This window comes from Geobacillus sp. FSL W8-0026 (assembly GCF_037966255.1).
Classification (GTDB): domain Bacteria; phylum Bacillota; class Bacilli; order Bacillales; family Anoxybacillaceae; genus Geobacillus; species Geobacillus icigianus.
In genome coordinates this window covers 1,981,702-2,005,389 of sequence record NZ_CP150194.1, presented here as the reverse complement: position 1 = coordinate 2,005,389, position 23,688 = coordinate 1,981,702, and the positions used below count along the sequence as shown (strand labels likewise).

The 23,688-nt window shown below is 52.7% G+C and carries 18 protein-coding genes, 4 pseudogenes and 1 riboswitch; of the genes and pseudogenes, 12 read left to right on the top strand and 10 right to left on the bottom strand.

Annotated elements, in window-relative coordinates:
• Nucleotides 1–213: 213 nt before the first annotated feature.
• From NST29_RS10110 to NST29_RS10085, 6 genes and pseudogenes are all read right to left on the bottom strand, one after another.
• Nucleotides 214–1,013 (bottom strand): annotated as a pseudogene (locus tag NST29_RS10110) (AAA family ATPase).
• A pseudogene (locus NST29_RS10105) lies at nt 1,006–1,735 on the bottom strand (integrase core domain-containing protein); the annotation flags it as partial. The pseudogenes NST29_RS10110 and NST29_RS10105, both read right to left, overlap by 8 nt.
• 91 nt (nt 1,736–1,826) lie before the next feature.
• A pseudogene (locus NST29_RS10100) lies at nt 1,827–2,377 on the bottom strand (DUF6431 domain-containing protein).
• A gap of 149 nt (nt 2,378–2,526) precedes the next feature.
• Nucleotides 2,527–2,871 carry a hypothetical protein gene (locus tag NST29_RS10095; protein WP_033843973.1) on the bottom strand — a complete coding sequence of 115 codons (345 nt, stop codon included), beginning with the start codon at nt 2,869–2,871 and terminating at the stop codon, nt 2,527–2,529.
• A 22-nt stretch (nt 2,872–2,893) separates the two neighbouring features.
• Nucleotides 2,894–3,772 (bottom strand): IS982-like element ISGsp1 family transposase, encoded by an 879-nt coding sequence (locus NST29_RS10090; protein ID WP_011232378.1) that lies wholly within the window; start codon nt 3,770–3,772, stop codon nt 2,894–2,896.
• Between the two features lie 133 nt (nt 3,773–3,905).
• Complete coding sequence (locus NST29_RS10085) at nt 3,906–4,346, bottom strand: DUF4879 domain-containing protein (RefSeq protein WP_324697596.1); 441 nt, start codon at nt 4,344–4,346, stop codon at nt 3,906–3,908.
• A gap of 264 nt (nt 4,347–4,610) precedes the next feature.
• Between NST29_RS10085 and NST29_RS10080 the strand changes: the two are divergent.
• Nucleotides 4,611–5,754, top strand: a pseudogene (locus NST29_RS10080) (IS701 family transposase).
• Nucleotides 5,755–5,974: 220 nt separating this feature from the next.
• Here NST29_RS10080 and NST29_RS10075 read toward each other — a convergent pair.
• Nucleotides 5,975–6,430: an Lrp/AsnC family transcriptional regulator gene (locus NST29_RS10075; RefSeq protein WP_033021378.1), complete on the bottom strand. Its 456-nt coding sequence runs from the start codon at nt 6,428–6,430 to the stop codon at nt 5,975–5,977.
• Nucleotides 6,431–6,553: 123 nt separating this feature from the next.
• Here NST29_RS10075 and NST29_RS10070 point away from each other — a divergent pair, with 123 nt between their 5' ends.
• The 3 genes from NST29_RS10070 (at nt 6,554) to NST29_RS10060 (ending at nt 11,043) form a co-directional block, all read left to right on the top strand.
• Nucleotides 6,554–6,982, top strand: a complete 429-nt coding sequence (locus NST29_RS10070; RefSeq protein WP_033021380.1) for a carboxymuconolactone decarboxylase family protein — start codon at nt 6,554–6,556, stop codon at nt 6,980–6,982.
• Between the two features lie 503 nt (nt 6,983–7,485).
• The gene (locus NST29_RS10065) at nt 7,486–9,423 is read left to right on the top strand and encodes an ATP-dependent DNA helicase (RefSeq protein ID WP_033021382.1); all 1,938 of its coding nucleotides are present in this window, start codon (nt 7,486–7,488) and stop codon (nt 9,421–9,423) included.
• Nucleotides 9,424–9,540: 117 nt separating this feature from the next.
• The gene (locus NST29_RS10060; protein ID WP_033021384.1) at nt 9,541–11,043 is read left to right on the top strand and encodes a carboxypeptidase M32; all 1,503 of its coding nucleotides are present in this window, start codon (nt 9,541–9,543) and stop codon (nt 11,041–11,043) included.
• A gap of 274 nt (nt 11,044–11,317) precedes the next feature.
• Here the strand turns inward: NST29_RS10060 and NST29_RS10055 are convergent, their stop codons facing one another.
• The 3 genes from NST29_RS10055 to NST29_RS10045 are packed head-to-tail and all read right to left on the bottom strand — an operon-like array spanning nt 11,318 to nt 13,616.
• Nucleotides 11,318–12,967, bottom strand: a complete 1,650-nt coding sequence (locus NST29_RS10055; RefSeq protein ID WP_033021386.1) for a b(o/a)3-type cytochrome-c oxidase subunit 1 — start codon at nt 12,965–12,967, stop codon at nt 11,318–11,320.
• A gap of 1 nt (nt 12,968) precedes the next feature.
• Nucleotides 12,969–13,439, bottom strand: coding sequence for a cytochrome c oxidase subunit II (locus tag NST29_RS10050; protein ID WP_033021388.1), 471 nt, complete (start codon nt 13,437–13,439; stop codon nt 12,969–12,971).
• A 21-nt stretch (nt 13,440–13,460) separates the two neighbouring features.
• Complete coding sequence (locus NST29_RS10045; protein ID WP_033021390.1) at nt 13,461–13,616, bottom strand: cytochrome c oxidase subunit 2A; 156 nt, start codon at nt 13,614–13,616, stop codon at nt 13,461–13,463.
• Nucleotides 13,617–13,999: 383 nt separating this feature from the next.
• Nucleotides 14,000–14,101, top strand: a riboswitch (purine riboswitch).
• Nucleotides 14,102–14,220: 119 nt separating this feature from the next.
• On the opposite strand from NST29_RS10045, the gene NST29_RS10040 reads away from it, so the two are divergent.
• The 8 genes from NST29_RS10040 (at nt 14,221) to NST29_RS10005 (ending at nt 23,361) form a co-directional block, all read left to right on the top strand.
• Nucleotides 14,221–14,808, top strand: a complete 588-nt coding sequence (locus NST29_RS10040) for a xanthine phosphoribosyltransferase (RefSeq protein WP_033021393.1) — start codon at nt 14,221–14,223, stop codon at nt 14,806–14,808.
• Complete coding sequence (locus NST29_RS10035; protein ID WP_033021395.1) at nt 14,805–16,112, top strand: nucleobase:cation symporter-2 family protein; 1,308 nt, start codon at nt 14,805–14,807, stop codon at nt 16,110–16,112. Before NST29_RS10040 ends, NST29_RS10035 begins: the two co-directional genes overlap by 4 nt.
• 155 nt (nt 16,113–16,267) lie before the next feature.
• Complete coding sequence (locus NST29_RS10030; protein WP_033021397.1) at nt 16,268–16,966, top strand: hypothetical protein; 699 nt, start codon at nt 16,268–16,270, stop codon at nt 16,964–16,966.
• Nucleotides 16,967–17,175: 209 nt separating this feature from the next.
• The gene (locus tag NST29_RS10025) at nt 17,176–18,243 is read left to right on the top strand and encodes a 3-oxoacyl-[acyl-carrier-protein] synthase III C-terminal domain-containing protein (RefSeq protein WP_033021399.1); all 1,068 of its coding nucleotides are present in this window, start codon (nt 17,176–17,178) and stop codon (nt 18,241–18,243) included.
• Nucleotides 18,240–18,818, top strand: coding sequence for an isoprenylcysteine carboxylmethyltransferase family protein (locus tag NST29_RS10020; RefSeq protein ID WP_033021427.1), 579 nt, complete (start codon nt 18,240–18,242; stop codon nt 18,816–18,818). The genes NST29_RS10025 and NST29_RS10020 overlap by 4 nt, the downstream gene beginning before the upstream one ends.
• Nucleotides 18,819–19,118: 300 nt before the next feature.
• Nucleotides 19,119–22,874: a dynamin family protein gene (locus NST29_RS10015; RefSeq protein ID WP_033021400.1), complete on the top strand. Its 3,756-nt coding sequence runs from the start codon at nt 19,119–19,121 to the stop codon at nt 22,872–22,874.
• Nucleotides 22,871–23,056: a hypothetical protein gene (locus NST29_RS10010; protein WP_033021401.1), complete on the top strand. Its 186-nt coding sequence runs from the start codon at nt 22,871–22,873 to the stop codon at nt 23,054–23,056. Before NST29_RS10015 ends, NST29_RS10010 begins: the two co-directional genes overlap by 4 nt.
• Nucleotides 23,056–23,361 carry a YpbS family protein gene (locus NST29_RS10005; protein WP_051985097.1) on the top strand — a complete coding sequence of 102 codons (306 nt, stop codon included), beginning with the start codon at nt 23,056–23,058 and terminating at the stop codon, nt 23,359–23,361. The genes NST29_RS10010 and NST29_RS10005 overlap by 1 nt, the downstream gene beginning before the upstream one ends.
• Nucleotides 23,362–23,688 lie beyond the last annotated feature (327 nt).

Here is a 23,688-nt window from a genome sequence, read left to right as displayed (position 1 = left end):
CATTACTGTAAATTAGCACATTATTTCAGAATCCCTTTTTCAAATTATTTCAGGCGGATTCCGAAATAATGTGCAAAATTTTTGCGGATTGTTCCGGATTTTGCACATTCTTTCGGAACGTTTGCACGCTCTTTCAGATGAAGATTTCCAGCGCGCCTGGTGGACCGATGGAAAAGAGAAAGCACAAAAGGGGCCGAATCGGCCCCTTTCGTGCTAATATCCCATTTCCTCTGTGGCCATGCGTACCACTTCTTCGTCAATGACGTCCTTTTTCAGCTGATGCCCGTATAGCAGGCATGTCGTAGCCAACGTGTTGATCACCCGAGGCCATCCCCGCGACTGCAGGGCAATCGCCTCTAACGCCGATGGAGTGAAGATCGAATGCTTCGCCCCGGCCTGTTTCATCCGATGATCGATGTAGCCCGCCACCTCCTCCTTCTCGAGCGGCCCCATCCGGCATCGCATGATGATCCGCTGATCGAGAGGGCGGTGCTGATTGAGCCGCAGCTTCCCCTGTAAATGGGGCAGCCCAGCTAACATCAAGACAAAGAGGTTGGTGGAATCCATCTCAAAGTTGAACAAGATCGCGATGTCCTGTAAAAAGCATCCTTCGCGAAATGCATCTCATCCAATATCAACACCGGTGTGATCCGCCGTTCATGATACAACCGCTCAATGGCCTGCTGGATTTGGCGGAAGAGATCCACCTTGCGGTATTTCGGTTCTTCCCCCAACCCAAGGGCCAGCCCGCGGTAAACATCCATCACGCCTCCGGTCGATAACGGGAAGTAGACTACGTGATACAAAGAAGGGGACAACGATTCTTTCCACGCCCGAAGGGCGAATGTCTTGCCCGCCCCCGGTTCTCCGGTCAACAGCCCGATTCCCCGGGTTCGTTTCACGTACTCCAGCGCCCGCAGCGCTTCTTGAAACGCTGCCCCTTGATACGCTTCGGATGGGGCGGTTTCTTTCGCAAACGGCTCCCGTGAAAGAGAGTAGAACGATTTATACACCGTGTTCTCCCTCCTTCGCTGGAACTGCCGCAAACGGCGACCGGTGACGCTTTACATGGGCGTGATCCTCCAAACGCACCCGAATGGCTTCCGCCACCCGTTTGCCGTCTTCGTACACATAGACGCCTCGTTCATCATAGCGGAGTTCAATCGACTGTCCAATAAACCGGGGCGGCACTTCATACAGCTGCTTGTTTAAGGTGATGGTGCCATCGGCTTTCACCTTGCGGTGCTCCCGTTTCAGAAAAATCGCATCCAGCCAGTCGATGTCTTCGACCCACACCACTCGTTCCACTTGGGACTGAAACACCTCATGCGGCGTTTTTCCGTCCAGTGAGGCGTGTGGTTTTCGGTGATCCTCTTCTTCAAGCCACTTCCCAAACCGCTCGTTCAACTCGTCCAGCGACTTTGGCGGATTCAGCTCCAACAGCGGATAAAACCGCGTCTGTACGGTGCGGAAGAACCGTTCGATTTTCCCTTTGCTTTGCGGGTCATACGGCTGGGTGTGGATGAGCGTAATCCCCATCTCGGCGCACGCATACTGCAGCACCTCGGACCGGTAAATTTTCCCGTTGTCCGAGTAAATGCGTTTCGGCTTCCCGCAACGAAGCACCGCTTCCTTTGTGACGACCCGCAGCCCGTCAAACTTCTCCGAAGGGAAACTATACGTACGGCACCAACCGCGAGCAGTCATCGATATAAGCGATCAGAAACGTTTTCTGGGGAAACGGCTCGAGATTCGTCGAGAGGAAGGGTTTGTGGAAACATCAACAGTCCCCTTTTTTGGTTTTTAACGCAAAATCAGGAAACGGTTTAATCTGCAAACAGATGCCATCTCTCGTTGGCCCACAGGTCTTGGATGATCGAGCCCACCCCCCGTCCCTCCAAGAGCTGCATCCACCAGACCGCCCGTTCGGTTCTTGCGTTCCCCACAGGGCCGATGATCCCCCATCTCCTCGCCGCCACGTGATGCAAGCGGGGGAGATTCCGGAAAAATCGTCGGACAGAAAACAAAATGACCCCCTTGGTGGGAAAACCAACCTGTTTGGTCTTCGCTCCTCGTCTTGGCGTTTCGAGCCATGCTTTGACCGCTTGCCAGATGACGGATAGGGTATATTGAACATACGGGAGGAGGAATGAAGGCAGCACACTCACGGTTTTGCGGCATTCTCGCGAGCGTACCGCGCGATCCAAAGGCGATACTCCCCCTCTGCCGTCAACGCATAGCGTTGGTAATACCCGTGACGGTGCAAGGGGCGGCGGGATAGACAGTGGGGACATTGGTTTACATCAGGAAAATCGTTCTCTTTCCCACGATCCGTATACGTTTGAATGTCAATGCCAAAGTCGTGAAACTGGATCACACTTCCTCCCCCCTTGAAACGAATGGCAATCTTCGTCCGAAACAATTCACAAAAAAATTAGCACATTCCTTCAGAAAAGGGGAGAGGGCTTTCTGAAGAAATGTGCAAAAAAATGCCTCTTTTATTCCAAAATAAAGTGATAATTTACATTACACCCTTTCTTCATATTTTGAAATTAGATATTCATCGTTTCCAACTAGTCCTAGCTTAAACGCTTTATTGACAATTTCAGCTACCTCTGTTGAGAAAAAGACATTTGTACTGTACTTTAATTTGTCTTCAAGTATTTGTTTATGGTATTTTGAAGTTTCTCTAGATAAATTTTTGTTAACAACTTTATCCTCTTCAAGCGCTTTTTGAAACTCTATGAAATCCATAGATTTATTTTGGCCTTCTCTTCCTCCAAAGGGCTCACCGTTTCGAATATGATTTCTAAACTTAGCTCCTAAAGTTAATTGTGTATAAGCGGCAAATGCAGCTTTATTGATATTCATAACCCGTGGTGCTAGTTGAGCGTCAGCGCTCAACCAGCCCTAGTGTGACCAAGGAATAAGCCAACAAGATGCCATCGAGTGCCACTTCAAACCCGGCAATGGAATTCGCTCGAATGTCGGTGATCCGGTATTGGTCTACGAGAATCGAAAACACCGTCTCGATGACTTTGCGTTTTTTCCTGATCCATTCTTCCCATGCCTTGGATGGGCCGTGCTTTTGATTGTGTCGAGACGGTGTCCAGAACGCGGCTTGGTGTTCTTCGTACAGCTTTTCTCGAAGAGCGTGGCTGATGTACCCTTTGTCCCCAAAGTTGTAGGGATGAGGGATTTGAGTCATCACCGTTTCAGCGGCTTTGACGTCGTGGCAGGACGCTTCCGTCACGACATAGCCCATGGCCAGCCCTTGATTGGTCACTTGAAGATGCAGCTTGAAACCGTAGTACCATTGCTTTTTGGAAGCACAATACCCCATATCCGCGATCCCTCGAAATCGCTTGACGCGCTGCATTCTCACGGGATGGCACAACGGAAGAGGCAAGCTGTCGACGACCGCATAAGCATGGTGTTGGCCACGTTTCGCCAGCTCATGACGGATCCATTTGATGGCGAAACCAAGCGCTCGGCAGCGGCGGTTGTATCGGGAGCGTTCAAGAAACGAGCCGTTTGTGAACAAATTTCCCGTGACAAAACGATGCCAGGCTCGTTCGGAAGAAAAGCCCAGCAGCTTCCCCAAAAGGTGAACCGCCATGACCACTTCGTCTTCTTGCTTGACCAAGTGACGGTTGCGGCGATGAAGATACATTTGAATCAACGACAGTTGGGCAGAAACAAAACAGAAAATAGCGGCATATTGTTTTTGAAGTTTGGCTGGATCTGTAGTAAAATGAAAGTGCTCTTGCATGGGGGATCTCTCCTTTCGAATGTTGGGTGACACTTTCATTCTACTGGAGATCCGCCAGCAAGGGCTATTTTTATGCTTGTCTGAGTTTTATCTAGCACCACGGGTTGATATTCATAATTCTCCTCCTCTGCTTTTACTCTACATTTATATAAAGATTATCATAAAAAGTATTGTTAGGTGGATAATAGTCCCTTGCAGATACAGTGAATTGCCCACTTTCTACTTTATCTAGTGGTATTTCATAATATTTAATCCATCCAATAACCATTCCGCTTGAATCTGTTACTGGTTCTCTCATATCAATAATTTCTTTTGCAATATTTGTTATGTCTTGTCCCTTATTATATATTCTAAACCAACCATATAATTCAGTACCTTCTACATAAACTGCTATATATCCGGTTTCCCCTGACATAGGATAGGATGCACTTGTTTGATCAAATGAAATGTATTCCCACTCATAATTTGCACCATCCGAAGTAACACCAATAATTTGTAGATCGGTTAAAGGAGGTGCAGGAGCAGCCTTTGCTTCATTATGATTAAGAGTAAACACAAAAGCTATAGCAAACAAAAATCCAAATACTTTTCATTATACATCCTCCTTTTAGAATTTAATTTAATTTCAATAGTTATATCGGAAACGATTCGAAAAAATTAATCAGTTTTTTTAAATTTACTGTAGATGAGCAAATTTGCTAACATAAATTGACAGCTAAACAAAAAAGGAGACATGAACCCAGCTCCTTGAGTAAAATAGATGTGCTCAAACTACCCACAAGGAGGTTCATGTCTCATGAATCGATGAGCACATCATCAAGGAATCCACAAGTTTTTCATGACGCTGGGATTGGCGCTTTATTTCTCGAAACCGGTCATCAAGCATCTCGTTCATATTGTGGATGCCTTGACTACCAAGGGATTTTCGGGAACATTGACCGATGTCCATCACTGGAGTTTTCATCCCAATCATCGAACCACGCTCAGCCATTTTTTCACGAAAAGCCCTTGGGATGAAGAGACGTTGCTTCGCAAACTCCAGCAATGGATCCTTCATCGCATCCAGCGAATCGCCAAACAGGAGAATCAACCCCTTTTTGTTTCGATTGATGATACGATTTGCCAAAAAACGAAGCCTTCGTCACGGGCTGCCCGCGCCATTCAAGGGTGTGATTGGCACTACTCGCACAAAGATCATCAATCCGTTTGGGGGCATTCGCTCGTTTGGCTGATGGTGCATACTTTCTCGCAAGCGTTCCCGTTCGCCTTTCGTCTGTATGACAAGACGGCGGGAAGAAGCAAGATCGACCTAGCGATCGAGATGCTTTCCTCGCTCAAGGGGAAGCGGGCTCAGCCGGTGTATGTGCTCATGGATTCGTGGTATCCGTCCCAAGCGCTCATCGAAGCCTGCCTGAAACAAGGATTCCATGTCATCGCCATGCTCAAGACGAACCGGATTCTCTATCCGAAAGGTATCGCCATCCAAGCGAAGAAGTTCGCCCGCTATATCGAGCCCAACGACACCCACCTCGTCACGGTGGGGAAGGAGCGTTACCGTGTGTATCGCTACGAGGGAGCGATCCATGGCCTCGATGACGCGGTGGTGCGGCTGGCTTGGAAGGCGGATGAACCGATGACGCCAGATCATCTCCATGTCGTCTTGAGCACCGACCGGGAGCTAGGCGATGAAGAGATCTTGCGTTACTATGCCCAGCGCTGGACGATCGAATGCTTTTTCCGGCAGGCCAAAGACCAGCTGAAGTCAGGTGGACCGTGTTCGTCACATTCGGGCGGTGAAACGGTATTGGGCCGTGGTGCTGTTCGCCTGCGTATACAGCATCGCCGAATCTCAGCAAGACCTCTCTTCCGGCCTGGAGCTTCTTCGGTCTCGGAAAGGGCACAGCGTCGTCGAGTTCATCTACGATGCCGCGAAGCAAGAGATTCCCATTGATGTGATCAAAAAACAGCTCCATGTCGCCTAAGGGGTCCCCTGTTTGTCTCTTAGGGAATGGAAATGACTGTAATAAAAAATGCTCATCTACAGATACTAAAATTTATTCTGTATGTCTCCATATTCGTTCAATTTAGATATAACGCAAATCTATAATCACAAGATTTTTTCACCCTATAAATGTACAATGTGCATTGTAGAGTGATAAAATTTTACCCACATAAGTGAAATAATTATCCACTATTTATTTCTCATCGCAGTAAAGGAGTATGTGCTTCTAAATTATTTTTTATTTTCACTTCCGAGAATATGATATGTGTAAGGGTTGTTGCAAAAGCAGAAACGCCATTAATAAATTCTTCAATTTCCTCTAATCGACTAACTGTCAGCATCACCATATAGCATGCTTGTCCAGCAATACGGTAACAAGATAGCGCTGTTGGATATTGTTCAATAAACTCTTTAAACCGTTTATGTTCTCCGTTTTTAATTGTCACTTCAATAATACAATCTATTGTAAATCCTAGTTTTTTTCGATTCACCTGAATTGTGTATCCTTCAATCACTCCACTATCCTCTAATCTTTTTACTCTTTCGGTTACAGAGGGAGGTGACAGGTTAACTTTCCTTCCTAATTCTCTCATTGATAAACGGGAGTCTCTCTTTAACTCTGCAATAATTTTTAAATCAATCTCATCTATTTTCATTTGTAAACCATCCTTTCATTTTTTGTTTCATATGAACGGTATTTTCAACAAATTCATTTTATATACAATACCAATACGCCTCAAGTTTTTTTAAAATGAAGGAAACAAGGGAGGGTGGAATCGATGGCTAGAATCTCATTCTCTTTACATGGAGAAACACCATTTCAACGGTTGCTGGGGCATAATAGACAGATTATGGAATTGTGGAATCAGTTAGGGGATCTGCTTGGGGCAGATGGAACATTATCTGCCGAACTGAAAGAACAAGTGAGAAGGACATTGGCGCAAAAGAACGGTTGTGAATATTGTCAGGCAAAAGGAAAACCTGAACCTCATTTGTTTGACAAGAAAACTTCGCTGGCCGTAGGGTTTGCGGAAGTATTTTTAAAGCAAAGAGATGCTATTGACGAATCCACTTTTTCTATATTAAAAGAGGAATTTAGTGATCAGGAAATAAGTGAATTGTGTGCATTCATTTGTTTTACGACAGCATCTCAATATTTTGGAGCTATGATGAATTTACAGCCAAATGAAAAAAGTGAAGGTGTGTAAGCTTCGTAAATTTGGGAGGGGGTAATCAAGTATATATACCGGAGGTGAATGAGTCATGGTGTGGAAAATAAAATGCGAATGTGAGGAACGCATGGAAGCTAATAGTCAGAAATAAAAAATGATAAAATACCCGTGGTGCTAGTTGAGCGCTACTAGAATCAATTGTAGCGGGCTTTTTACATCTTTGCATCAAGAATGGTTATAAATTAAGGGCGTATCAATATAGTGATGGAGGCAATGGTCATGGAATAGTATGGGCTATACCTGTTGATAAAGAGCTACCAGCTCCAATAGAGTGCGAGCGTTTCGATGGTCATTTTCTGCCTGCACCGAAACTACCCTTTGCTTGGCTAGATTTCATGCAAGCTCATGCGCTTTCGTTGACTTCTTGACGGCAATCCATCATAATATTGTTTTGTTACCGGAAATGAGGCGCGCAACAAAAGTGTTGCGCGCTTATGCATGATGACGCGGGAGTTTATGCCAATTGGAGGGGTACGGCGATGAGCCATCAGCGTTATCCGTTTGCGTTGGAAAAAAACGAGAATTTTTTTGATAAGCTCAGCCAATGGATCGGCGACGTCTTTTATGATATTTTGCCTGAGGCCGGCTTTGAGCTGCGCGATGAGCAAATTTATATGGCGTTTCAACTCGAGCGGGTGTTTCGCGAGAAAAAGGTGATTTTTGCCGAAGCGGGGGTCGGGACGGGAAAGACGATCGTTTATTTGCTGTATGCGATTTGCTACGCCCGTTATGCCGGTAAACCAGCCATCATTGCTTGCGCCGACGAAACGTTGATTGAGCAGCTCGTCAAAAAAGAAGGCGATATTGCTAAGCTGTCCGAGGTGCTCGGGTTGGACATTGACGTTCGGCTTGCCAAGTCGCCGGATCAATATTTATGTTTAAATAAACTGGAAGAAGTCACGACGTACCTCGATGAGGACATCGAACTGTATGAGCAAATTTATGACGAGCTTCCCGCGTTCGTCCATGACTACCAACCGATGCAGTCGTTTTATCGCTATGGCGACCGAAAGGAATACGCCCACCTTACCGACGAGCAGTGGAAAAAAATCGCCTGGGATCCGTTTCAAGACTGTTTCACGTGCGAGAAGCGGCATCGCTGCGGCCAGACGCTTTGGCGCGACTATTACCGAAAAGCGGCCGATTTGATCGTCTGCTCGCACGATTTTTATATGGAACACGTGTGGACGTATGAGGCGCGTCGGCGGGAAGGCCAGCTGCCGCTCTTGCCGGAAGCGAGCTGTGTGGTGTTTGACGAGGGTCACTTGCTTGAATTTGCCGCGCAAAAGGCGTTGACTTATCGAATGAAAGAGACGACGCTTGAGACGCTGCTCACACGGCTTCTTGAAAACGACATCCGCGAAGAGCTCGCTTATGCCATTGAAGAAGCGCTCGCGACGAGCAGCCGCTTTTTTGCTGAGTTGAAGGCGTGCGCGAAGGATGTCCCCGGTTCGAATCGAAAGGAAATTGTCTCGTCGCCTAAGCTTCAGCAATGGGCGAAGAAGTTGCGTAGTGAAATTGTGGAAATCGGCAACGAGCTCGTGTTTGAGAGCGAAACGTATACGATCGACCATTACCAGCTCAACATCGTTGATGAATATTTGGATCAAATTCAGTACTCGCTTGATCTGTTTTTAACGAACGCCGATGCCATCACGTGGCTTGAATCGTCGCGTCACGAGGCGACGTTTGTCGTCATGCCGCGCACGGTTCAGGAAGTGTTGCGCGAAAAAGTGTTCAGCAAACGCATGCCGTTTGTTTTTTCATCGGCAACCCTATCAAACGGAAAATCGTTCGAATATATCGCGCAAAGTTTAGGCATCGACGACTACTTGTCGTTCAGCGTGCCGTCGCCGTTTGATTATGACGAACAGATGGCGATTTATATGCCGACGTTCCGCGCAGACGAGACGCTGTTTGCCAAAAAGTGCGAGTATGCGCTCAACAAGCTGCGCGAAACCGGGGGGCGGGCGCTCCTTTTGTTCCCGACGCGCGAGGAGCTGCTCGAGTTCAAAGAAGCGGCTGCCGGCGAACCGTTTTCGTTTTTGTTTGAAGGCGACCGCGAAATTAGCGATTTGGTCGCTGAGTTTCAGCGCAACGAAGAGACGGTGCTTTGTTCGGAACATTTATGGGAAGGGCTGGACATCCCGGGACCGTCGCTTTCAAACGTCATCATTTGGTCGCTGCCGTATCCGCCGAACGATCCGGTGTTTCAGGCGAAGCGAAAAGCGTATCACAATCCATTTTGGGACGTCGATGTGCCGTATATGTTGCTTCGACTTCGCCAAGGGGTCGGACGGCTCATCCGCACGCGCGACGACCGCGGCCTCGTTTCCATTTTCATCACCGATCGGGAAGATGGACGGGTTGTTGCATCGATCAAAGACGTGTTGCCGACAACGGTGAGGGAGGAATGAAGTTCCTCCTTTTTCTTTTTCGTTTAGCGAAAGATTTTTTCGCTTGCGGCAGGAAAAACGACTTGTCTTATGGAAGTAAATAGCTGGCCATCAAATCAACAGGGGGACTTGAACGACATGAAGCAAATCGAAGAGCAGTTTTTGCGATATGTGAAAAAAATGATGAGCTACCGCGAAGCGATTGGCCTCATGTACTGGGATTTGCGGACGGGCGCTCCGAAAAAAGGGGTGGAGCAGCGGTCCGAAGTGATCGGCATGCTTTCGGAAGAAGTGTTTCGCATGTCGACATCGGAAGAAATGGCGGCGTTTATCGCCAAGCTGTCGCCGCAGGGCGTTTACGAACAGCTTGATGAAGTGACGCAGCGCACTCTCGATGAGTGCAAAAAGAAATATGAGCGCAATAAAAAAATCCCGGCCGATGAGTATAAGGAATACGTCATTCTTTGTTCCAAAGCGGAAAGCGTTTGGGAGGAGGCGAAGGCAACCGCTGACTTCGCGCTGTTTCGGCCGTATTTGGAGCGCATCGTCGAGTTTCAGCGCCGCTTTATCAGCTATTTGGGATATGAAGGGCATCCATACAACACGCTGCTCGATCAGTATGAGCCGGGCATGACGGTCGAGCTGCTTGACGGATTGTTTGGCCAGTTGCGCGAACGCATCGTTCCGCTTGTGCAGGCGGTTTCCTCAGCGCCGGACAAGCCGGACACGTCGTTTTTGTTCGCTCCGTTTCCGAAAGAAAAACAGCGCGCCTTTTTGCTGGAGCTGCTTGTGGAGCTCGGTTACGATTTTGGCAAAGGGCGGCTTGATGAGACGGTCCACCCGTTTGCGATCGGGCTGAATCCGAACGATGTTCGGATTACGACGCGTTACGACGAGCGCGACTTCCGCACCGCGATTTTTGGCACGATCCATGAGTGTGGCCATGCGCTGTATGAGCAGCACATTTCCGAGGCGCTCACCGGCACGCCGCTGGCGAGCGGGGCGTCGATGGGCATTCATGAATCGCAGTCGCTCTTTTTTGAAAATATGATCGGGCGCCACTACGCGTTTTGGAAGCGCAATTATCCGCGTCTTCAGCAATACGCGCCCGCCCAGTTTGCCGGCGTGTCTTTGGACGCGTTTTACCGGGCGATCAATGAAGCGAAGCCGTCGCTCATCCGCATTGAAGCCGACGAATTGACGTATCCGCTTCATATCATCATTCGCTATGAAATCGAAAAACAGCTGTTTGCGGGTGAGCTGGAAGCGGCGGACTTGCCGGATGTCTGGAATACGAAGTACGAACAGTATCTTGGCATCCGTCCGCACAATGATGCGGTCGGCGTGCTGCAGGATGTTCATTGGTCGGGCGGCAGCTTCGGCTATTTCCCGTCCTATGCGCTCGGCTATATGTATGCAGCGCAGTTGAAGCGGGCGATGGAGAAGGAGCTCGATTTCGCGCAGCTGCTTGAGGAAGGGACGATTGCGCCGATTCGTGAATGGCTGACGGACCGCATCCACCGATTCGGCAAAACGAAGAAGCCGCTCGACCTTGTGCGCGACGCGACGGGCGAACCGCTCAAAGCCGATGGCTTGATTCAATATTTAGAAGAAAAATATCAAGCGCTGTATCGGTTATAAAGTGGAGCGCGGCGGCAAACGGCCGGCTCTTCACACGAGGGCCTTGAGCGCATCGAGGGTGTCCCAAAAGGATCGGGACGCCCTCTTTCGTCGCTATATATACGTACTGACTGTTTCCGCCGCACTATATGTTGTGCTTATCTTGAAAGAAGGCGACCTTTTGGGTCAGTCCCCATTTGGGTGAAGAACGAAAGGTCGGACTGATGAACGAAGTGCAGATCGGCGCAACGATCAAAGAGGGCGTCCCGCTGCCACTGGGAGACGCCCTCTTTTTTTACCATAGTTTGTATCCTTTCGACCCCGGCGGGGCGTTTTGAATAATGTCGATCAACGGCACCGTATAGGCGATCAAAATCAATGCAACGACAAGGCCGAGCCAAAGTTTCCAGTTTTCAAGCGCCAGCGCGGCTCGTTCCTGTGGGGCGGCCGCTTCGGCGACGGGAAATTCCGTTTCGCCTTTCGGGGCGAAAAACGCCAAGTTGATGACGATGACGAGAATGAGAATGATGCCGATGAATAAGATCGTTCCACCAACCGCTTGTGCGATTTGATACGGAATCCATTCGAGCGCCTGCGGCGAATTGCCGTACGTTGAGAAGGCGGAACGTCTCGGTGCTCCAAGCAAGCCGGCCAAATGCATCGAACCGGACATAAACGTCATTCCAACGGCCCAAACGACCGTTTGTATGATGGCGAGCCGGTTCATCGCTTTCGTCATCACCCGGCCGGTCAAATGCGGGATGAGCCAGTACGACGCACCAAAAAACGTTAAGACGACTGTTGTTGCAATCGTTAAATGAAAATGGCCAGTCACCCAAATCGTGTTATGAACGACTTGGTTCAGCTGATGCGAAGCATTGATGATCCCGCCGGTGCCAGCCGGAATGAAAAACAGCATCCCGACAAACGGTGCGAAAAAGCGCGCATCGCCCCACGGCAATTTCCGCAGCCAGCCAAACAAGCCTTTGGCTCCTTGCGAACGGCCGTATGATTCAAACGTCGCAAACATGGCAAAGGCGGTCATGAGCGACGGAATGACGACCATAAACGTCAAGACGACTTGCACGTATTTCCAAAACGGCGAGATCCCCGGCTCGAGCAACTGATGGTGGAAGCCGACCGGAATCGAAAACAGCAAAAACAAGATAAACGCCAGCCGCGCGAGCGAATCAGAGAAAATTTTGCCGCCGATCACTTTCGGAATGACGGCGTACCAAACCATATACGCCGGCAGCAGCCAGAAGTAAACGAGCGGATGCCCGAAATACCAAAACAGCGTCCGGCTTAACAGCACGTTCACCCGGTCGGTGAGCCCGAGCGACCACGGAATAAGCTGAAAGACGACGGTCGCAGCGACGCCGAGCGTGCAGACGAGCCATAGCACCATGTTCGTCACCGACATAAACGCCAGCAACGGGCTCGCCTCGCCGCGGTGCGCTTTCCGCCAGCGCGCATAATGGGCAAACATCGCAAATCCGCTCACCCAGCTGCCGACAACGACAAGCGCCAAACCGATATAAAAGCCGGCATGCGCTTGCAGCGGCGCGTAAAAGGTATATAAGACGGACGCTTTTCCCGTCAAGATGAAGAAGGCGCTCATGCCTGTGCCGATTGTCATCATCCAAAAGCCGATCCAGGCAAACCGGCGCGAACCGCTCGAAAGCGCTCCGGTCGTGCGGCTGACGGCGGCAAACTGAAAGCCGATAATGAAAAACGTTGTCAGCACAAGCCCGAGCAAGACGCCGTGCGTCGTTAAAATCGTATAATAGCTGATGCCGGCTGGCAGTTCAAACTTGCCGGAACGGACAAGTGTCTGCAATAAACCGGCCAGTCCTCCGAGCGCAAGGGCGGTAAAAGCAACAACCATATGTGCTAAGGCTAGTTTGGCGTCGCGTCGATCAACTTTTTCCAACGGTTGTACCATGTTACTCCACCACCTTCATGCGCGCCGTCATCATATGGTGGCCGGCGCCGCAATATTCATTGCAAAGAATCGTATATTCGCCGGGCTGATCAAACGTCGTCGTCAAGCTGTTGATATAGCCGGGTTCAACCATCATGTTGATGTTGGTTCCCGGGATTTCAAACCCGTGGATCACATCCTTCGAGGTGACGTTGATCGTCACTTTCGCTCCTTTCGGAATTTCGATGGCATTTGGCGTAAAGGAAAACGCCGCGACGACGATGTTCAGTTCGTACTCGTTGTTCCCTTTTTTGACAAGCCCCGGCTGATTGAATGGCGGGGTCGTGTCCACTTTCTCTGGATCGATTGTCGTCAGACAGCTTGGCGGCTGCTGTCCGGAGGCGAAAGCGCTCACGCCGACGACGGTTAAGAAAACAACGAGACAGCCGATGCCAAACGTCAGCCAAATTTTTTCGTACTTGTGAATGTGCATCTCCAGTCCCTCCTTTGCCGCTTACAGGCGGTGCAAAAATAAAAAGTAGACGCTGACCCAAGCGAAAATGATGAAAAAGCCGAGCAAAAACACAGACGCCAACGTACCGCCGAGCGCTGGCTCTTTCTCGTTTTTTGGTTGCCGGATTGTCGTCGGTTTGGTCGATTCTAGTTTCATGTTGCATCCCTCCTCTTTTTTGAATTCATCCTCCATCACATCGGTGAGGCAGGCGCGTCAACCGCGGATTTCCCTGCTTTGACACTATCATAACTGTAGAAAACAAAGGCAACAGTGACTTTTCTCACAAAAACGATGCGGGAAGTTTGAACAAATGGTGACGATTGTGAACAATGTATGAAACCGATGGACAGAAAAGCCACCACCGATGATGGTCCTTCGGTCGGGCGCAACTCGAAACAGTTTGAAATCAAAAACCGAAGCGTAGCTTCGTGCCAACAAAGGGATAAGAGCGAATAATCTGTATTTTTTGTCCTTTAACGTTCGTCTTTTTTAGCAAAAAACGCTTCTCAACCGCCGCTGGTCATGGTATACTGCTGATAACTGAATCACGCTGACTCACTCATATAATCGCAAGAATACGGCTTGCGAGTCTCTACCAGCCGACCGTAAATCGGCTGACTATGAGTGGCAATGTCGGAAGGAAGGCGGCCATGGCCGCTTTGTGCCTTCGGTTTGCTGTTGGCTTAAAAGACATTGCCTGACTCATGGAATTGAGTGAGGCCGGTGTTTTTTAAGCTTTTTTTATTGGGAGGGAATCGGTATGCGCGCATTGCTCGAGAAAATTGCCGCTGAAGGGGAGGTTGTCGCCGGCGGGGTGCTCAAAGTCGACCGCTTCTTAAACCACCAAGTCGACCCGCATTTGATGAAGCGGATCGGTGAGGAGTTCGCCGATCAGTTTCGCGGCGAGCGGCCGACAAAAGTGTTGACGCTCGAGTCGTCAGGCATCAGCCCGGCGCTTATGACGGCCTATGAGCTCGGTGTTCCGCTTGTCGTTGCCCGCAAGCGGCGGCCGCTGACGATGACCGGTGAGGTGTATCGCGCGGAAGTGTATTCGTTTACGAAGCAGGAGGCCAACGAGATCGTCGTTTCCCGTTCACTGCTTGATGGCTTTGACCGGGTGCTCATTATCGATGACTTTTTAGCCAACGGCCAGGCGGCGCTTGGGATGGTGGAGGTCGTTCGTCAAGCGGGAGCGGCTGTCGTTGGCATCGGCATTGTCATTGAAAAAGCGTTTCAAGACGGCGGCCGGCTGCTTCGTTCGCGCGGATTTCGTGTCGTTTCGCTCGCCCGCATCGCTTCGCTTGCGGATGGCGTCATTCGATTTCACGAAGAGGTGATGAACGGATGAACATGAAATGGTGGCAAATCGGGTCATTAGGCATCCAGCACGTGTTGGCGATGTACGCCGGGGCGATCGTCGTCCCCCTTGTCGTCGGCGGTGCGCTTCGGCTGTCGGGGGAGCAGCTGACGTATTTAGTGGCCGTTGACCTATTGACATGCGGCATCGCGACATTGCTGCAAGTATGGAAAAATCGATGGGTTGGCATCGGTTTGCCGGTCATGCTTGGCTGTACGTTTACGGCGGTCGGGCCGATGATCGCCATCGGCGGACAATACGGAATGCCGGCCGTGTATGGGTCGATTCTTTGTGCCGGGCTTGTCGTCGTGTTGATCAGCCCGTATTTCGGCAAGCTGCGGGCGCTGTTTCCGCCGGTTGTCACCGGTTCCGTCGTCACGGTGATCGGCTTGACGCTCATCCCGGCAGCCGTGAACAATATGGCGGGCGGGCAAGGGGCGAAAGATTTCGGCGACCCGGCCAACTTGGCGTTATCGTTTGGCGTGCTCGCGCTTATTGTTGTGCTCTATCGCTGCTTCAAAGGCTTTGTCCGTTCGATTGCTATTTTGCTTGGGATGGCCGTCGGCACTGCTGTCGCGGCCGCGATGGGAAAAGTGGACTGGACGGCCGTCGCCGCAGCGTCGTGGGTTCACCTGCCGAAGCCGTTTTATTTCGGCGTTCCATCATTCCATGGCCCGGCCGTGTTGACGATGGTGTTGGTCGCCATTGTCAGCCTCGTTGAATCGACTGGCGTCTACTTCGCTTTGTCTGACATTTGCCGCCGCCGGCTGACGGAAGAGGATTTGGCGGGCGGTTACCGCGCCGAAGGGCTGGCGATCATGATCGGTGGGCTGCTCAATGCGTTCCCGTATACGACATACTCGCAAAACGTCGGCCTTGTGCAGTTGTCGGGCGTGAAAACGCGAAACGTCATTTACGCCGCCGCTCTGTTTCTCATCTTGCTTGGATTTGTGCCGAAAATCGCGGCTGTCGCGACGATCATTCCAGCCCCAGTGCTCGGCGGAGCGATGCTCGCCATGTTTGGCATGGTCATCGCCTACGGCGTGAAAATGCTAAGCCACGTTGACTTGGCGGTGCAAGAAAACTTGCTCATTATCGCCTGCTCGATCGGCGTCGGGCTCGGGGTGACGGCGGTGCCGAACTTGTTTGCCGAGCTCCCGGCCGGCCTCCGCATTTTGACCGACAGCGGCATCGTCGCCGGCAGCATGACCGCCATTCTCTTAAACGCCGTTTTCCATCTCGGCAGGGCGAGAAAATCAGCCGCTCTGCCGCTGCAGGAACAAAAAATCTCGTAAACGTGTCAAGGTCATCGGTTTCATCGCCTTCTTTGCTTCCCGCGATCAGCTTGGGAAGCAAAAAAGGCTTTTTTGTTGCGTGTCGATTTTTAAAGAAAAGAGTAGAAGACGGTGGAAGTGCGGTGATATAATGGAAAGGGAAAGGAGGTGAAACCGTGGACGAATGGGTGGTGCGCCTGTTTGACGAGCTGCGGCAAATGCGGGCGGAGATGGCAACGAAGGCCGACATCGCCCAAGCGAATGAGCGCATCGAGCGGCTTGAACAGACGATGACCGCGGTGAAAGAAGACGTGGCGCAGACGAACGAACGCCTCGGGCAGTTGGAACAAACGGTGGTGGCCATGCGGGAGGATGTGGCGGCGTTGGATGCGCGCGTCGGGCGTGTGGAAGAGCGCGTCGAGCATATGGATGCCCGTATGGGACGCATGGAAGAGCGCGTCGAGCGCATGGATGCCCGTATGGGACGCATGGAAGAGCGCTTCGAGCACATGGATGCGCGCGTCGGGCGTGTGGAAGAGCGCGTCGAGCATATGGATGCCCGTATGGGACGCATGGAAGAGCGCTTCGAGCACATGGATGTCCGCATGGGACGCATGGAAGAACGCGTTGAGCGCGTCGAGCAGACGATGGCGACAAAGGAAGATGTCGCCGAATTGCCGTTTATTCGGCAAGCTGTTATGGAGACATTGGAGACGCTGCGAGACGTTTCAACGATCAAGCAAACCGTTGCCCAAATGCAGCAGAAAATCGATGAAATCATCACCGGACAAGCTAGGCAAGAGCTCGTTCTTCAATCCCTCGCGTTGCATCTGCTTGAGCATGAGAGTGAAATCCGCGCTTTGAAAGCGAAATAACGCTAAGCATCTCAGTTCATATCCTCACTTGAGACGGTTTTCCTTCCCAAAAACAGGCCGGCTTTGTCCGCGCCTGTTTCTTCATGTGTCCTTCTTTTGGATGATCAACGGTTTCCAAATGATAAGACGCACGGGATGCCTGTTCGTCTGCATACAGTTTGCTTGTTTGCGCATCCTAAACGAAAAGAGGAACAAACCGAGGTGTTGGTATGCCGACCCTTTTATCGATCGGCACGGCAACGATGCCATATATCGTTTCCCAAGAAGAAGTGAAGCAGCATGTCGCCGGTCTGTTTGCCGGACGCCTCGCGCGCGCCGAGCGGCTGCTTCGGGCCTTTGACAACGGCGGCATTCGGACGCGCGCGTTTGTGCAGCCGCTTGCCTGGTACAGCACACCGCGCGGTTTCGGCGAGAAAAATGCCGTGTATATGGATTGCGCTGTCCGCTACAGCGGCGAGGCAGCCAACAACTGCTTGCAGAACACCCCTGACGGCCCGATTCCCCATGAGGCGGTCGATGCGCTGTTTTACATCTCAACGACCGGACTGTCTACGCCGAGCATCGAGGCGCGGCTGATGAACGTGCTGCCGTTTTCTCCTTCCGCCGTGCGGGTGCCGGTTTGGGGGCTCGGCTGTGCGGGAGGAGCAGCGGGCCTTGCGCGGGCGGCCGATTATTGCCGGGCGTTTCCGAAGGCGAAGGCGCTTGTGATTGCCGCTGAGTTTTGCAGTTTGACATTTCAGGCGGATGACGTATCTAAAAGCAATGTGATCGGCACATCGCTTTTTTCCGACGGCGTGGCCTGCGTGCTTGTCGCCGGCGATGAAGCAGCGCCAAATGGCGGCGCGCCGCGCATCATCGCTGCCCGATCGGCGCTGATGCCTCGCTCGGAAGATGTGATGGGGTGGGAGATTCGCGATGAAGGGCTGTTTGTCATCTTTTCAAAAGACATTCCGTCGATCGTCCGCGCATGGCTGCGCCCGCAAGTGGAGTCGTTTTTGCAGGAGAACGGACTAGGGCTTCGCGACCTTCGCTATTTTATCGCCCACCCGGGCGGAAAAAAGGTGATGGAGGCGTATGAGGAAGCGTTCGGATTCGGCATGGAACAGACAAAGACTTCCAGAGAGGTGTTGGCCCGATATGGCAATATGTCGTCAGCTACCGTTTATTTTGTGCTCGAGGAAGTGATGCGGCAGCCGCTTGCGCCCGGGTATGGGCTGCTCGTTGCCCTCGGTCCCGGCTTTAGCGCCGAGATGGTGCTGCTCAAATGGGAGGAATGATGATGCGGTTTGCCTTCGTGTTTTTTACGGTGGTCGGGATGCGTTTGGTTGAGCTTTGGCTTGCAAAACGGAACGAACGGTATGTGAAAGCGCTCGGAGCGAAAGAGGTGGGCGCCCGCCATTATCCGTGGATCGTGTTAATGCATGTGCTTTTTCTTTTGTCGCTGGCTATCGAGGCGCTTCGAAAAGGCGCCCGCCCGTCGCGGCGCTGGCCGCTTTTGTTTCCACTCTTTCTCGCCGTCGAAGGGCTGCGCGTATGGACGATTTTGTCGCTCGGCCGCTTTTGGAATACGAAAATTTTGATTGTGCCCAACCGTCCGGTCGTGAAAAAAGGGCCATACCGGTGGATTCGTCATCCGAACTATGCGGTCGTCGTTTTGGAGATCGTGTTGCTGCCGCTTTTGTTTCAGGCGCGATTGACGGCCGTTGTCTTTTCATTTCTTAATGCGTTGCTGCTGTTCGTTCGCATCAAAACAGAGGAGCGGGCGTTGGCGGCGTTGACAGACTATCAGGAAGCGTTTCGCGCCCGGCCACGCTTTTGGCTAAGCATCTCCCGAAGGTTGACGCCTTTCTAAAAGGCCGGTGAAAAATCGCTGTCACACACACACGAATCGGCGGCATTTTCATTCAGAAAAGAAAGCAGATTTTGCAAGGTTTCTCTCGTTGAGAAACGGATGGAATCCGCAGTATTTTGCACGAAATCACCAACCTTCTAAAAAAGATGGAGAAAAGCCCTCATGTCCCTGTTGATCGATATTTCCATGCGCTCCCGCCTTGTTGATGGGCGGGATTTTTCGTTTTTCCTATTGGGAAACGGAACAAAATGCAGTAAAATGAATGTAAATGACATTGACGGAAACAAAGGGGTTTGAATCATGGGGAATGTTGCTGTTAGACCGCCGTCATTGCGGCCGTGGCTGGCGAAAATGATAAAGATGCATGAGCTGCTCCATCAAACGGGGGATTCAGATAATGCCAGTAAAGTGAAGCAGCTTATTGAAAAAACGGCGGCCGGGGAGCTCGTTGTCGCCTTTTGCGGCCATTTTTCCGCCGGCAAATCGAGCTTGATTAATGCGCTGCTCGGTGAGCCGCTATTGCCGTCGAGCCCGATTCCGACGAGCGCCAATCTTGTGAAAGTGAAGGCCGGCCGGGATTCTGTGCGCGTCTTTTATCGCCGTGAAGCGCCGGTCGAGTACGAACCGCCGTATGATCCGGACCTCATCCGCGCGCAATGCCGGGACGGGGAGACGATCGAGTGGATTGAAATCAGCCGTGAAACGGGTGCCATTCCGCTAGGCGTCGCCATCTTGGACACGCCGGGCATCGACTCGACGGACGACGCCCATCGGCTGGCGACGGAGTCGGCCCTCCATCTTGCGGATGTCATCTTTTATGTGATGGATTATAACCATGTCCAGGCGGAATTAAACGTTCAATTTACGAAACAGTTGACCGATGAAGGAAAAACGGTGTATTTGGTCATCAATCAAATTGATAAACATCGCGAAGAGGAGCTGCCATTCGCGACGTTTCGCGCTTCGGTGGTCGAGGCGTTCCAACGTTGGGGGATCGAGGCGGCCGGACTGTTTTTCCTCTCGTTGAAAGCGCCGTCCCATCCGCACAGCGAGTGGCAGGCGTTGTCAAGTTGCTTGCGCCGGCTGTTTGCCGACAAGGATGAATGGCTCGTTCGCGGCGCTGAATCATCGTTGAAATGGATCGCCGCCCGCCATCTTGAGCAGTTGTGTGCTCAGCATGAGAAGTTGGCGCAAGAGATGCAGGAGCGGCTTGCCGCGCTTGGCGGCATTGCGGGTGAGGCGGCCGCCGAAGAGCTCCATCGCTTGGAAGCCGAACTTGCCGAGACGCAAACGGCGGCGGCGCGGCTGGAAGAGTCGGTTCGCACGGAGCTGGAGCGCGTGCTGCACAATGCTTATTTAATGCCGTTTGAAACGAGAGAGCGGGCCGGGGCGTACTTGGAAGCCATGCAGCCTGGCTTTAAGGTCGGGTGGCTGTTTTCCAAGACGAAAACGGAAGAGGAGCGCAAACAGCGGTTGGCGGCGTTTTATGAGAGCGTGAAAGCACAGGCGACCGCGCAGATCGAATGGCATGTCCGCCAACTACTGCTGCGGTTTGGACATGAGTGGGATGCCGATGCCGCCTGGCTTGGCAAGTGTCAACAGTGGACGGTGGAGTGGGATGAATCGCTGCTTGCAGGCCTCGTCAAACACGGAACGGATTCGCGCGGTGCGGCGCTGTTGAATTATACCGATGATGTCGCGGCGGCGCTCAAAACACGGTATCGCGACTCAGCGCTCGCTTTGGTGGCGGAGCTTGGGGAACAAGCGGCCAACCGGGCGGCCGAGCAAATCGCGGCATTGCGCGTCAAGCTGTCGGCAGCGCGCGAAAAAGCGGAGCTCGCCGCCCATTTGGCCCGCCTTGAAGCGGAGCGGGAAGAGCGGCGGCGCATGCTCGAACAGCTGCTCGCCGCCCCCACCCCGAACGATGGCCAAACGCTCGATGAAAAACAGCTGGCTGTGTTGACCGCCGCTCCTTCATTCCAGAGGGCGCGCCATGCCGAGGCGGCGGTGCGGTCGCATGAGCCGCGGGAGACCATGAATCGTGTTTCCGAAGAGCAAGCGCTCAGTCAGAAAAGAGCGGCCGGCAGCCGGGCGGCGGGAGAACGGGACGATTTCTCGCGGGCGCGGCCTAGCGGACAAAAACTGCGAAGCGAAGAAGCGGCCGAGCGGCTGGAGGCGGCGGCCGCTTGGCTCGAGCAGTCCGAACTGCTTGCTCGTTTTGCCGGCCCGCTGCGCGTCAAAGCGCGGCGGCTCCGTGAGCGTGCGTTTACGGTCGCTTTGTTTGGTGCTTTCAGCGCCGGCAAGTCATCGCTCGCCAACGCCTTGCTCGGCGCGCCGCTCTTGCCGTCATCGCCCAATCCGACCACCGCTGCCATCAGCAAAATCGCGCCGCCTGACCAAGAGCATCCGCACGGAATGGCGGTGGTCAACGTCAAAAGCGAGCGGCAAATGTGGGACGATGTTCAAGCCTCGCTCCGCCAGTTTGGACTAAAGGCCGATACATGGGAGGAGGCGCTTCGCCTGTGTGCCCGCCTCGCCGAATCCGGAGCCATGCATCCAGCGCAAAAGCCGCACCTCGCCTTTTTGGCGGCCGTTGCGGCCGGTTATGAGCGGATGGGCGGCCAGCTCGGCGCGGCGCTGTCGGTCGGCTTTGACGAATTAGAGCGGTATGTCGCGGATGAGGCGGTGTCGTGTTTCTTAGACGAGGTCGTCCTGTATGCCGATTGCCCGCTCACCCGCCAAGGGGTGACGCTTGTCGATACGCCGGGGGTCGATTCGCTCAACGCCCGGCATACCGGAGTGGCGTTCCATTATATGAAGAATGCCGATGCGCTGCTGTTTGTGACGTACTACAACCACGCCTTTTCGAAAGCGGATCGCGAATTTTTGCTTCAGCTCGGGCGCGTTAAGGATGCGTTTTCCCTTGACAAAATGTTTTTTGTCATCAACGCCGCTGATTTGGCTCAGTCGCGGGAGGAGCTCGATGCGGTCGTCTCCTATATGAACAGCGAACTCGCCCGCTTCGGCATCCGTTTTCCGCGCCTTTATGCGCTCTCGAGCCGCATGGCGCTGGCGGAGAAAACCGGGGCGGGGCCCGTGTCGCACGATGTTTTGGCGGATTCAGGGCTGCCCGCTTTTGAGGCCGATTTTTTCCGCTTCTTGACCGAAGAGCTGGCCGAAGTGGCGGTCGAGAGCGCCTGCGCTGAGCTTGCGCGGGCGCATCAGGCAGCCGCAGAGTACGCTCGGGCTGCGGGGCAGAGCGAGGCGGAAAAAGCGGCCAAACAACAAATGCTCGGGCGCCTTCGCGAAGAGATGCAGGCGCTGCTCGCCAGCGCCGATGACGCCCACGGCCGGCAAGCGCTCCGCCAAGAGGTGGAGGAGCTGCTCTATTACGTGAAACAGCGCGTGTTCCTGCGCTTGAACGATCTGTTTAAGGAAGCGTTCCATCCATCGGTGCTCCGCGACGGCCAAGGGCCGATGCGCCAAGTGCTTGCGCGCTGTCTTGACGAGCTGCTTGCGGCGGTCGGCTTTGATTTGGCGCAGGAGATGAGGGCGACCAGCTTGCGGGTAGAGGCCTTTTTGCGCAAGCGGCTGGATGAGCAGTTTGCCCGTCTTGGCCGTGAGCTTCGAAGCCTCGATCCGTCAGTGGCTCTTACGCCGCCGGAAACGGCTGTTTTTGCGGCGCCGGAGTTCGCCACCGCCCTTAGCGATGTGGATCGGGCGCGGTTTGCCAAGGCGCTTTCGCTCTATAAAAACGCCAAATCGTTTTTTGAACGCGATGAAAAGCGGCGGATGAAAGAGGAAATCGAAACCGCGCTCATGGAGCCGGTCGATCAGTATTTGGCCGAGCAAAAAGAGCGGATCGTCTCCGCTTATGGTGAGCAATACGAGACGGCCGTCGCCGCGTTGGCCGCCGCGCTCGCCGACCAAGTTGATAGCTATATGGACGGTTTGATGGCGGCGCTCGCCAACAGGGGGGACGGTGAGACGCTCCGCCGCATCGAAGCGGCGCTTCGCCGCCTTCTTCCCGTTCAAGGCGAGGAGGCGCAGCCATGAACCGGTTTCACGCTTGTGCGACATGCATCCACTATGGCATCGAAAAACGGGCCGACGGGCTCTACACGTATTGCCGCCGGCTTGGCTATGCGACGAAACCGAACTATCGGTTCAACTGTTGGACACCGAAACCGAACGTCAAGCGGTTGATGGAAAAAGAAGCAGGAAAGGACGAGAGCTAGTGAGCGAAGTGCATCAGGCGATTACCGCCCACGTACAAAAACAGCATGCCGTCTTGAAAAAGTTTGCCATGCTCGATGCGGAGCGCGAGCGGCATATCGAAGAAGCGGTCGAGCGCTGCCGCCGCGGCGAGCCGTTTACGGTCGAGCTGATCAACGAAGTGACGAAACAAATGAACGAGCTGGCTAAAGGCGGCCTCGTGCCGGCGCGCCGGTACGTGACGCCGGAAATGGTGCGCGACTATGTGAGCCGGCTGGAAGGGAAACGGCCGCCACAAGGGAACAGAGAAGACGGCCAGCACGCTTGAGCCTAGAAGATCGGTGAAAAACGGTTGCTTCTTTTGAGCAATGGGGGATCGTTTGAAAGGCGCCCCTGATGCGACAAGGCTTTTCGATTTGAGAAATGAGCTCGATAAGCGGCTTGCTCCCTTCAATCACCGGCCTCCTAGAAGGCCGGTGAAAAATCGCTGTCACACACGAATCGGCGGCATTTTCATTCAGAAAAGAAACTTGATTTTGCAAGGCTTCTCTAATTGAGAAACGGATGGAATCAGTAGTATTTTGCACTAAATCACCAGCCTTCTAGAAAGTCGTTGAACAACGGCCGTTTCCCTCTCATCGGTGAGGGAACGGGC

Excerpts from the sequence above, each read along its gene's own strand:
- NST29_RS10095 (WP_033843973.1), bottom strand. The coding sequence starts at position 2,871 with ATGAATATCAATAAAGCTGCATTTGCCGCTTATACACAATTAACTTTA.
- NST29_RS10090 (WP_011232378.1), bottom strand. The coding sequence starts at position 3,772 with ATGCAAGAGCACTTTCATTTTACTACAGATCCAGCCAAACTTCAAAAA.
- NST29_RS10075 (WP_033021378.1), bottom strand. The coding sequence starts at position 6,430 with ATGAAAATAGATGAGATTGATTTAAAAATTATTGCAGAGTTAAAGAGA.
- NST29_RS10070 (WP_033021380.1), top strand. The coding sequence starts at position 6,554 with ATGGCTAGAATCTCATTCTCTTTACATGGAGAAACACCATTTCAACGG.
- NST29_RS10065 (WP_033021382.1), top strand. The coding sequence starts at position 7,486 with ATGAGCCATCAGCGTTATCCGTTTGCGTTGGAAAAAAACGAGAATTTT.
- NST29_RS10060 (WP_033021384.1), top strand. The coding sequence starts at position 9,541 with ATGAAGCAAATCGAAGAGCAGTTTTTGCGATATGTGAAAAAAATGATG.
- NST29_RS10055 (WP_033021386.1), bottom strand. The coding sequence starts at position 12,967 with ATGGTACAACCGTTGGAAAAAGTTGATCGACGCGACGCCAAACTAGCC.
- NST29_RS10050 (WP_033021388.1), bottom strand. The coding sequence starts at position 13,439 with ATGCACATTCACAAGTACGAAAAAATTTGGCTGACGTTTGGCATCGGC.
- NST29_RS10045 (WP_033021390.1), bottom strand. The coding sequence starts at position 13,616 with ATGAAACTAGAATCGACCAAACCGACGACAATCCGGCAACCAAAAAAC.
- NST29_RS10040 (WP_033021393.1), top strand. The coding sequence starts at position 14,221 with ATGCGCGCATTGCTCGAGAAAATTGCCGCTGAAGGGGAGGTTGTCGCC.
- NST29_RS10035 (WP_033021395.1), top strand. The coding sequence starts at position 14,805 with ATGAACATGAAATGGTGGCAAATCGGGTCATTAGGCATCCAGCACGTG.
- NST29_RS10025 (WP_033021399.1), top strand. The coding sequence starts at position 17,176 with ATGCCGACCCTTTTATCGATCGGCACGGCAACGATGCCATATATCGTT.
- NST29_RS10020 (WP_033021427.1), top strand. The coding sequence starts at position 18,240 with ATGATGATGCGGTTTGCCTTCGTGTTTTTTACGGTGGTCGGGATGCGT.
- NST29_RS10015 (WP_033021400.1), top strand. The coding sequence starts at position 19,119 with ATGGGGAATGTTGCTGTTAGACCGCCGTCATTGCGGCCGTGGCTGGCG.
- NST29_RS10010 (WP_033021401.1), top strand. The coding sequence starts at position 22,871 with ATGAACCGGTTTCACGCTTGTGCGACATGCATCCACTATGGCATCGAA.